Annotated in this window: 8 protein-coding genes and 1 CRISPR repeat array; of the genes, 7 read left to right on the top strand and 1 reads right to left on the bottom strand. The window is 26.0% G+C overall.

Going from position 1 to position 10,609, the window contains the following annotated elements; translation table 11 throughout:
- From KGF50_RS17710 to KGF50_RS17685, 6 genes are all read left to right on the top strand, one after another.
- Positions 1 to 248: CRISPR-associated endoribonuclease Cas6 (locus tag KGF50_RS17710; RefSeq protein WP_285894671.1), on the top strand; the 248-nt coding region annotated here is incomplete at its 5' end.
- A 1-nt stretch (position 249) separates the two neighbouring features.
- Positions 250 to 1,416 carry a hypothetical protein gene (locus KGF50_RS17705; protein WP_227849289.1) on the top strand — a complete coding sequence of 389 codons (1,167 nt, stop codon included), beginning with the start codon at positions 250 to 252 and terminating at the stop codon, positions 1,414 to 1,416.
- Between the two features lie 20 nt (positions 1,417 to 1,436).
- Complete coding sequence (locus tag KGF50_RS17700; protein ID WP_227849288.1) at positions 1,437 to 2,510, top strand: DNA repair protein; 1,074 nt, start codon at positions 1,437 to 1,439, stop codon at positions 2,508 to 2,510.
- A 10-nt stretch (positions 2,511 to 2,520) separates the two neighbouring features.
- Positions 2,521 to 4,503: a CRISPR-associated helicase Cas3' gene (cas3, locus tag KGF50_RS17695; protein WP_227849287.1), complete on the top strand. Its 1,983-nt coding sequence runs from the start codon at positions 2,521 to 2,523 to the stop codon at positions 4,501 to 4,503.
- 278 nt (positions 4,504 to 4,781) lie between these two features.
- Positions 4,782 to 5,598: direct repeats of the CRISPR family, unit length 29 nt; unit sequence GTTTAAATTACACTAAGTTAGTTATAAAT.
- A 341-nt stretch (positions 5,599 to 5,939) separates the two neighbouring features.
- Positions 5,940 to 6,905 carry a helix-turn-helix transcriptional regulator gene (locus tag KGF50_RS17690; protein WP_227849286.1) on the top strand — a complete coding sequence of 322 codons (966 nt, stop codon included), beginning with the start codon at positions 5,940 to 5,942 and terminating at the stop codon, positions 6,903 to 6,905.
- Between the two features lie 74 nt (positions 6,906 to 6,979).
- A complete protein-coding gene (locus KGF50_RS17685; RefSeq protein ID WP_227849285.1) occupies positions 6,980 to 7,609 on the top strand; it encodes a type 1 glutamine amidotransferase family protein in 630 nt (209 codons plus the stop codon).
- A gap of 744 nt (positions 7,610 to 8,353) precedes the next feature.
- Here the strand turns inward: KGF50_RS17685 and alr are convergent.
- Positions 8,354 to 9,478 carry an alanine racemase gene (alr, locus tag KGF50_RS17680; protein ID WP_227849284.1) on the bottom strand — a complete coding sequence of 375 codons (1,125 nt, stop codon included), beginning with the start codon at positions 9,476 to 9,478 and terminating at the stop codon, positions 8,354 to 8,356.
- Between the two features lie 257 nt (positions 9,479 to 9,735).
- Here alr and KGF50_RS17675 point away from each other — a divergent pair, with 257 nt between their 5' ends.
- Entirely contained in the window at positions 9,736 to 10,290 is a 555-nt protein-coding gene (locus tag KGF50_RS17675) for a helix-turn-helix domain-containing protein (RefSeq protein WP_227849283.1), read from the top strand.
- Positions 10,291 to 10,609: the final 319 nt, after the last annotated feature.

Genomic DNA, 10,609 nt, shown 5'->3' with positions numbered 1-10,609 from the left:
AGTATAAGCTTATATATAATAAAGAATATACTGGTGAACTATACTTTGATATTGAGGATGTATTAGCAGTAAAAAAGAAATATCTAACTAATATAAAAGGAAAAGGATTTGTAATTGGATATACAGATTTTGAAATATTTGTACAAGCTAATAAAGATATGCAAGAAGTAATTTATTATTGTGGATTAGGTGAAAAAAATAGTATAGGAATGGGGTTACTAACTTATATAACTTCTAGGAGGGCTTAATATGGATAGAAGTTACAATGTATTTGTTGATAATGGTCTATATGTATTAGCTTATTATCTGAATAAAGATATCAATGATATAACTTATCAAGATATAGAGAATAGTATAGATTTAATGAGTGATAAAATTGAAGAATTTGTAAGTTGCGAAAAATACTCTAATTTAAAAAGTATGTGTTTTAGCAATTCTACACTAACTCAACCAAAAGGAAAAGCTACTTTAAATGAGAAGCTACAAGGTTTTATTAAAAATCAAGGAAATGAATATTGTAGCCTATGTGGTCAATATAAGGCCAAAGTTAAAATTGAAGATAAAGAATACAATATAGGGAGAAGTTATATGCCTAATTTAGTTGCAAATACATTTTATAATTTCTCTAATAATTTGCAAGGTTTGAATGTATGTCCATATTGTCTAGTCTTGACTATGTATTCAATTTTGAATTGTAGAGTGAGTAGGTATGCTTTTTTATACAATTCTACATCAAACGAATTTATGGAAGATTATACTTGCAGTATTCAAGAAGAAAATTTAACTGATGTAGAGTTAGGAGCAAAGAAAGAAAAAGAAAAACATTCGATTGTAGAATCGTTAGAAAGTCTAGTATGTAAGTATAACTCATTTGATGGGAATATAGAGCAATATATGTTTAATAACTCTGGTCAATCTCAGGATATTCAGGTAAATAGCATAAAAAATAAATATGTGAATTTATTAATAAAATTACAGGAAAAAGCACTACTATCACACTTTAAAAAGTTACATTTGGATAGGTATATCTTGAATGGAACTTTAGAAAGTAATTATCTCAGAGAAGTATATAAGGTAAAAAAGGAAGAAAAAATGGATGAGAAAGAACAAGAGAATTTTGAGGAACTTGTTATTTTTTTAAACAGGGAGGTAAATATATTGAAAAAAGTCAAAATAGATATAATAAAAAAATTAACAGATAAATTAAAAACTAGTGACTTAGATATAGACAAAATATATAAGGAACTTAAAATGTTAGGAAAATTTTATGCATATGAGGACTGGTTAGTTAACTTAAATGAAATGTATCATGAAAAAACTGGAGAAAAATTATTTGAAGCAGAGGATTATATTGAGTTGGATGATATAAGAAGCTTTAGACAGATTAAAAATTTAATATTAGTAAGTTTAATTTAATAATATTATGGAGGGTTAAAATGGAAAATAAAAATTTAAATAGAATGTTAAATATAGGCTATGCAATAGAAGTTTTATGTGGACGATTAAATGGAAGTAGTAGTGAAGTAGAAAAGAAAAATAATTCATATAAAAATTCTACATATACCAAAAAAATAGGGAGCAGAAGTAGAATCTCAAGTCAATGTCAAAAATACAATCAAAAGCTATTTATGGAACAAGTTTGTGGTTATGAACAAAATGTTAAAACTAAAGATGGTAAACAAGTAAAATTAGTTCCAAACCCATTTAAATATGCGACAGATGATATATTTGGGTTTATGATGGCGGAAAAATTATCTATAGAAGAAGATGTATACAATGAATTATCAGATGAAGAAAAAGAAATATATAAAAAAAATAAAAAGAAATATGAAGCAAATATAACTAAAAAAAGAAAGTCAAGATGGCAAATGAACTCTTTAATAAATGTGTCAAATCGAAAAGTTGAATGGGAGTGGAATGTTTGTGGAACTACAGGAGATAGTATGCCATATCAAGTTGAGGTATATTCAGGAGTACATGCAAATATAGCAAATCTTAATATAGGAAAGATAGGAGAATATAATATATCTGATATAGCAAGTGAGCATAGAGATTATACAACTTTAGAAGCTGACAAATTAATTGGTATTGAAAAGTCAGATAAAGAAGAAAAGTTTAAAAGAATAGAAGCTCTCCTAAAATCACTAGAATACTTAAGTATAGAAGGTAATAAGACAAATCATTTAACTGATACAAAACCAAAATTTGTTATATTGGGAGAGTATTCATGGGGAAATAATGTATTTCAAGGTATTATCAAAGAAAATGGATTAGATGTAGAGATGTTAAAAGAATCTATAGAACAAAATGAAGAGTTTAGAAAAAGTGATATATGGATTGGGATAAATAAATTTTATGATGATACATTTAATGAGATAGAAGTTAATAATGAAAAGGAACAAATAAAGAAGTATTTAGAAGAAGAGTTTGAAGAGTATGATTTTATGAAAGTATCAAATGTACATCAAGCTTTTGAAAGTTACTTAAAGTATTTAAAGGAGACTTTATAAAGGATATATCATGAATAATTTATATAAATATAAAGCTAAATCAGATGGGACAAGTATAGATAAGCATAATGAAGATATGAATTACATAATGAATCAATTAGTTAGTATATATAATATATCTAATGATATGAGAAACGATTTGCATGAGGCAATTGTATGCCATGATGTAGGAAAAGTAGTAAAAAGTTTTCAAGATAATATTGAAAATACAATAAGAAGGGTTAGGCATGAGTTATTGTCAGCAAGTATTAAGTATTTAAATAGAGGTCAGAAGTTAGCTATATTAACTCACCATAAAGATATAAAGTTTTTAGAGGGTCAAATAACAAATTCTATTTATGAAATTGAATTAAAGGAATTAAAGGAACTATTAGATATTGAAGTAGAAGATATAAGACCATTTATAAAGGAAATATCAAGAGCAAGAAATGATGATACTAGAAAACTTGAAAATATATTATTAAAAGGTTATTTGCAATATTGTGACCACATAGCTTCTGCTGGAATTAAAAGTATAGATAAAGGATTTAATTCTATTAAAGATTTTAGTCTACCAAAGGGTGTAAGTTATAATTCAATACAAGAAAAAGTCTTAAATATGGATAAAAATGAAGATATAATGATAATGGCTATGACAGGTCTTGGAAAAACAGCAACATCATTGTATTGGAGTAACCTAGTTCAAAATAAATATAAAAGTAAGAGAGTATATTATATACTTCCTTATACAGCAAGTATAAATTCTTTATATGAAAATTTATATAATAGAAATATAAGCGTAAGTATGTTACACAGTAAAGCTCCATATTTTTTGAATAGAATTAGTGATGAAGAAGATATAAAACAACTTTACCAAATATACAAAAAGAGTGTAAAACAAATTAATGTATGTACTATATTTCAATTAGTAAAGTCAGTATTTTCCTGCAAAAGATTTGAAATGCTATTATCACAATTAAAAGATAGTATATTTATAGTTGATGAAATACATTGTTTTGATACAAGAGTATTGTGTTATACATTGGAGTTTTTAAAATATTTAAAAGAAAACTTAAATGTACAAATATGTATAATGAGTGCAAGTATACCAACTTGCTTAAAAAAGTTAATACAGGAAAGGTTGCAAATAAGTACAATTATTGAACCAGATAGTAAAGATTTAATATTTAGACATAGATTGAATAGATTAAATGAAGAAATACTTGATAGCATACATAAAATAGAAAATGATTTAATGCAAGGGAAAAGAGTATTAATATGTGTTAATTCAGTAGATTTATCTCAAGAGTTATATGGAAGGCTTCAAAAATATAATCCTAAATTAATACATGGTCGATTTAATACTAGAGATAGAGAGCAGGCAGAAAAAGGGATAGATGAGAGTTTTTTATTGATAGGTACTCAAAGTATAGAGGTAAGTTTGGATATAAGTTATGATGTTCTTTATACAGAGTTAGCACCTTTAGATTCATTGTTACAAAGATTTGGTAGAGTAAATAGAAAGGGAGATAATGCTGAGTTGAGCAATATTTATATATATGATTATGATAGAAAGCTTAATATATATGATGAAGATATAATAAATAGGACTGATATAGTAATATCAGATATAATACATAATGATAATTCCATAGTTGATGAGAGTAAAGTTTCATTTTACTTAGATAATGTCTATTTAGATATAGATATGGATAAATATAATAAACATAAAGTTGCTTTAGAGATTATAATGAAAAATCTGAGGTTAGGGGTCTGGAATAAATCTGCTAATAATGATATGTTAAATAATGATACTATTAGTGTTGTGCCTAAATGTCTTTTAGAAGAGTACAAGTTGTATATTGATAAAAAAATGTATTTAGAAGCGAGTTCATTATTTGTAAATGTATCTGTAAAAAGATACAATTATAATAAAAAGATGTTTTATGAATGTGGAGATATAGTAGTTACAAGTTATAGTTATAATGACAAACTAGGTCTAATATTTGATTAGATTTTTAATTAAATATTGATTATTAAGAGAATTATAGTATAAATAATTAAAATATTTTATTGAGAATTTGTTATAATTTATATCTACTACAAGTTTTATATGTTATAGTAGAATAATTTTGCAGTGAGCGAAAAATATGTGTGAATGTCTGTGAGCTAGTGATGGCAAGGTTTATAACTGTGTTTTTGTTTTTAGCTAAAAACACTACTGGTGGCTCACTGCAAATTACCTATTTTAATAACCCTACAAGTGTTGGAATTACTATAGTTTTATTTGGGGTTTAAATTACACTAAGTTAGTTATAAATAAATTTCTTAGTATTTTTTCATCTACAAATTTTAACGGTTTAAATTACACTAAGTTAGTTATAAATGTTATTTAGAATTTATTATATATCAAAAAATCTAGGGTTTAAATTACACTAAGTTAGTTATAAATACGTTGCACGGTCGTAACGTGTCAATCCTATTGGGTGTTTAAATTACACTAAGTTAGTTATAAATTCAGCAAAACGGTCTAGTATATTACCCAGTATTCCAGTTTAAATTACACTAAGTTAGTTATAAATGCAGTTGGTGCTTTAGCTGCGATTTTAGGTGCATTAGTTTAAATTACACTAAGTTAGTTATAAATTTGGGAATGCTTGGAATAGCAGCAGCGAAAGCAGGGGGTTTAAATTACACTAAGTTAGTTATAAATTTAAGGTAAACTAAGTAGGATGATACAATACTCAAAGTTTAAATTACACTAAGTTAGTTATAAATGACCAAAGCAGAACGGATTTAGGTCAAAGCTATAACAGTTTAAATTATACTAAGTTAGTTATAAATCAAGGCATACTAGGTATAGACATTACTTCTATATCAGTTTAAATTACACTAAGTTAGTTATAAATGGGTTTGTTACTGTTTGTGCTGAAGAGTCTCTATTTGGTTTAAATTACACTAAGTTAGTTATAAATTTTATATCCATTTCTTCACTGCCTTCAAGTCTCAATCGTTTAAATTACACTAAGTTAGTTATAAATATAGTAGTATAGTCTCCTTTTAAGTTATTCCATTTACGAGTTTAAATTACACTAAGTTAGTTGTAAATTTACTTATTCATTAAAAAACTTAACTAAGAATTTGATTTATATTATTGAAGTATCAATAATTTTGGAAAGTAGAAAATTATACCCCAATAATACCCCAACTACAAAAATAAACAATGAAAAACATTGAAAAAAATTAGTCTAATATCATAACTAAATAGCCATATACCTACATTTACAAAAACCAACAAAACAATCAAATAACTACTTATAGACTCCCCTCGTCTCCACCATTGAAATCCACGAAAAATATTAGCAACTTGCTAATATTTTTTTATTTGTAGAAAATCAATCGAAATGTTATATAATAACTTTATACAACAGATATAAAGAGGTGAATCTCATGGCTAAAATTGATAATATGATGTCTATACTATGGATGTTAAGCTCCGATAAAAAAGTTACAGCAAAACAAATAGCTGAAAAGTTAGAAATAAACATAAGAACAGTGTACCGATATATTGATGTACTTTCTGCGAGTGGAGTACCTATAATTTCAGATACAGGTCATAATGGTGGGTATAGTCTTTTAAATAATTTTATTAAAGCTCCTCTTTTTTTTGATATAGAAGAGCAAAAAGCTCTACTTCATGCAGCCATATTAGCTAAAGAAAATGGATATTTTTTAGATGAAGCATTAGAAAAAGCAACCTCAAAACTAAAAATGTATTCAAATCAAAAACAAGAAGAAACTTTAATAAAACACTTAATCGCTTTTGAAGCAATAAGACCTATAGGAAAAATATCTATAGAATCAGTACTTCAAAAATTGGAAAATAGTATAGTAAATGAGCAATCTGTAGAAATTAACTATCGTACAGGACGTGAAGAAAAATCAAAACTTAGGATTATAAATCCATATGGAATTGTGCATTGGAAGAATAACTGGTACATAGTAGCATTTTGTCAGATGAGAAATGAAATTCGTAGCTTTAGAGTAGATAGAATTAGTAGTGTCATAGAAACATCAAATACTTTTAATCGACCAAAGGAATTTTCAGCAAGTGAATTTTTTATAAAAGGAATTATTACTGAAATAAAAGATGGGAATAATCTTACATCATTAGTTATAGAAGGAAGTATAAATGCGTTAGATAGCTTATGTCAGCATTGGTTTTTAGCATACTATTTGAAAGAAAGAACTCCAAATAAAGTAATATTTACACTTCAAGAAGAAGTAATATTTACATATATACCAAATATACTTTTACCTTATGCGAAATCGATACAAATAATTGAACCATCAAATCTTAAGGATAAAATGGTTGAGAATTTATTAGAATTAATTAATCATTATCAAGAAAAATAACTTAACTGACTGAATATGTCAGTTAAGTTATTTTACAATTAGGTATATTAATTAACTATATAAGGAGTAAAAAGATGAAAAATAGAAATGTGTATATGTATGTATTTGATACTATGTCAGATTGGGAAGTTGGATATTTAACTGCTGAATTAAATACAGGAAGATATTTTAAAAAGGGATTAAAACCACTAAAAGTAATTACAGTAGGAATTGATAAAAATCCTATTATAACAATGGGTGGATTGAAAGTGTTACCAGATATGACAATAGAAGAGACCAATATTGAAAGTAATGATGTATTAATTTTACCAGGAGGAGGCACTTGGACATCGCAAATTCATGAAGTAATATTAGAAAAAACTAAAGAAGCTTTCACACAAGGGTCTATAGTTGCGGCTATTTGTGGTGCTACTTTAGGGTTGGCTAAAAAAGGATTACTAGATTTTAGAAATCATACAAGTAACGACTTAGAATTTCTTAAAATGATGATACCAAGTTATTCTGGAGAAAAATATTATAAAATGGAATCTGCAGTTAGCGATGAAAATTTAATTACTGCTTCAGGAATAGCACCCTTAGAATTTACGATACAAATTTTAAAAGTTTTAGATGTTTTTAAAGAGGAAGCATTAAGTTCATGGTTAAACCTTTATAAAACTAATGATTCAAAATATTTTTTTGAACTAATGAATTGTAATAAATAAATTTAAGATTTATTTTTAAATTTAATGTAATATGATATCGTTATAGATAAAACAAAAAGAAACTACAATCTAATTGTGTAGAGCAGTGGTTTCTGATATAGAGTACTTTTTAGTGAATTTGAATTTTATTTTGAACTCAAATTCTAAACCACTTTTTCTACAGCCAATAGATAAGTGGTTTTTACTTTATCATATATGTAATTAGTACTTAAACCAATACAAACAGAGCCAATAACTCCTAAATTTATCATTAGTTCCATATAGAGTACACCTTCCTCCATACTTACTGTAGAAACTAGGACTATATGAAGCCACCACTCATAAACTGTAGTTTCTTCTGTTGTATTATATTATAGAATAATAAATGTATGTGAGTTTTTATTAGAGGTTTATAATAAGGTTGGGGATAAGTTAATCGTGGGCGTGATTCTTGTCCACTCGTCTCCATCATTGAAATCCATAAAAAAGGTATTGGCTTGTAAGTCAATACCTTTTTATTTTGAAATGATTAAATAATACAAGTAAATTAATGTACATGTACTGATACTATAAAAAATATAAATATTCAAAAATAAGCTAGAGTAAGAAATAATAATATTATAAAGCAATGTGGATTAGATAGATTAAGTTGATGCAACAAAGCAAAGTATTACCAGATGATATTAATACAAAATTGATATTAATACAAAATTTAAGTCTATATCATAAAAATTAATCTAACAGATGATTAATTATTTACTTACTCTAGTTTGTTATATATACTCTATTTACCCTTTTAGTTATACAACAAAGTATTTCATGGTCTATTGTTCCCACCTTACTTGATATGTCACCTATTCTTATTCCATCTATATCACCTACTAAGATAGCTTCATCTTCCATCTTGATATCAAGATCATTTGGTATTTCAACCATAGTTTGATCCATACATATTCTTCCTACTATATTTAATAACCTACCATTTATAAATACTTGAGGATTTTTCTGTGTTCTAGGGAACCCATCTGCGTAACCAACTGATAATGTAGCTATTTTAACATCTTTGTTTGCTGTATATATACCAGAGTAACTAACATTAGTTCCTTTTTCTATATTCTTTATGTTGTTAACTATAGTTTTTAACTCTAAAGCTGTTTTTAGTTTTATATTTCTACTAACTTCAGATGATGGATAAGAACCATATAAAGATATTCCTAATCTAACCATATTAAAATCACATTCTCTTAAATCTAAAATTGCAGCACTATTTGATACATGCTTTATTGGTATGTTTAAGTTAGCTTCTTCTAATGAATTTATAACTCTATTGTATTTCTCTATTTGCTTGTAAGTAGTTTCTTTATTTTCTTCATCTGATTTTGCAAAGTGAGTATAAATACCTTCTATCACTAAATTTTCTAAAGTAAACATTTTCTTTATATCTGATATAGATTGTTCATTAACTAAGAAACCTATTCTGCTCATACCAGTATCAATTTTTATGTGTACATAAGCTTTTTTATTGCTTAATTTAGCTAATTCATCTATTTTCATAGACATTTCTAAAGAATATACAGTAATTCTTATGTTACTATCTATTGCAAGTTGTATTTTATTAGTATTTGTATAACCCATACATAAAATAGTTTTTTTTATACCTGCTTTTTCAAGTACTAAACCTTCCTCTAATCGAGCTACTGAAAAGAAATCAACATTTTCTTCTTTATCTAAGAACTTAGATACTTCTACAGCTCCATGTCCATAAGCATCTGCTTTTACAACACAGCATAACATAGTATCTTTAGTTAAAGCTTTTTTTACATTATCTACATTATATTTTATATTAGTTAAGTTTACCTCAGCCCATGTGCTTGAGTTTATATTCATCATAACATGTACCTCTACTTTCACTTTAGTTAATCTAATTTATGTTATATATTAAATTGTATTAAAATATATATGATTAAAATTAATACTTTTTAATTAATACTAACATTTTTTATTTGTGCAGTCAATGTAATTTAATTATATTCAGAAAAAGTAAATATAATTAAATTTAGTTGAATTGTGTAATTGCGTAATATAGTATAGATTGATATAATAATTTATATAATAGTAAAAATATATAATAATGAGGTAGCTTATAGATGAATGAGGTAGATATATCAAAAAATATTACTGAATATAGAAAAAGAAAAAATATGACTATTAAAGAATTAGCTAATTTAACAGGTGTTACTTCATCTTTGCTTAGTCAAATAGAAAAAGGAAGTGCCAATCCTTCTATTAATACATTAAAACAAATTTCTAGTGCCTTAGATATACCATTATTTAATTTTTTTATAAATGATGTAGCAACAGAAAGCTTAGTTGTTAGAAAGGAAAGTCGTAAAAAGATTATGTTTTCTGAAGATGATAGCTTTGCATATGAATTACTAACTCCAAACTCAAAAGGAGAAATAGAATTTATGCTTATGAAAATACCACCTCAAGGATCATCTTCAAAAGAAGAATTTAGCCATAGAGGAGAAGAAGTTGCTTATGTAATTAAAGGAAGTGTAAGGCTTTATTTAATGAATAATGTAATTGATTTAAATTGTGGGGATAGTGTAAAAATACTTCCACACTCAAGTCATAAATGGGAAAATATAGGAAGTTGTGATTGTGAGGTTGTATTTGCAGTAACTCCACCGTCTTTTTAAAAATTCATAGAATATATGTCTAAACTAGTACATGGTAGATTTAATACTAGAGATAGGGAACATGCAGAAAAAGGTATTGGCTATATAGTCAATACCTTTTTTTATAAGTTAAATTATTAGCACAAGTTCAGTCCTTTGTTTTTAAGAAAAATAGAACAGCTATAAATAATTTGTTGCAGTTATCTATGTGTTCATAATATTTAAACAACAATAAAAAATTGCACTATCATTTAGTTTTTATTTCGAAAAATATCCTACTGTGTTATTAAATATAATAATAGAAAATACCTAAATTCTAGTGAATACACATAATTAAATG

Source organism: Clostridioides sp. ZZV15-6598, from assembly GCF_020657705.1.
In the GTDB taxonomy this organism is placed as follows: domain Bacteria; phylum Bacillota; class Clostridia; order Peptostreptococcales; family Peptostreptococcaceae; genus Clostridioides; species Clostridioides difficile_F.
Note: the sequence above shows the minus strand (reverse complement) of the source record. Positions and strands in the feature narration are given on the sequence as shown.

Bases quoted from the DNA above. Each gene is read 5' to 3' on its own strand.
- KGF50_RS17675 (WP_227849283.1), top strand. From the start codon at position 9,736: ATGAATGAGGTAGATATATCAAAAAATATTACTGAATATAGAAAAAGA.
- KGF50_RS17705 (WP_227849289.1), top strand. From the start codon at position 250: ATGGATAGAAGTTACAATGTATTTGTTGATAATGGTCTATATGTATTA.
- KGF50_RS17700 (WP_227849288.1), top strand. From the start codon at position 1,437: ATGGAAAATAAAAATTTAAATAGAATGTTAAATATAGGCTATGCAATA.
- KGF50_RS17685 (WP_227849285.1), top strand. From the start codon at position 6,980: ATGAAAAATAGAAATGTGTATATGTATGTATTTGATACTATGTCAGAT.
- cas3 (WP_227849287.1), top strand. From the start codon at position 2,521: ATGAATAATTTATATAAATATAAAGCTAAATCAGATGGGACAAGTATA.
- alr (WP_227849284.1), bottom strand. From the start codon at position 9,478: ATGATGAATATAAACTCAAGCACATGGGCTGAGGTAAACTTAACTAAT.
- KGF50_RS17690 (WP_227849286.1), top strand. From the start codon at position 5,940: ATGGCTAAAATTGATAATATGATGTCTATACTATGGATGTTAAGCTCC.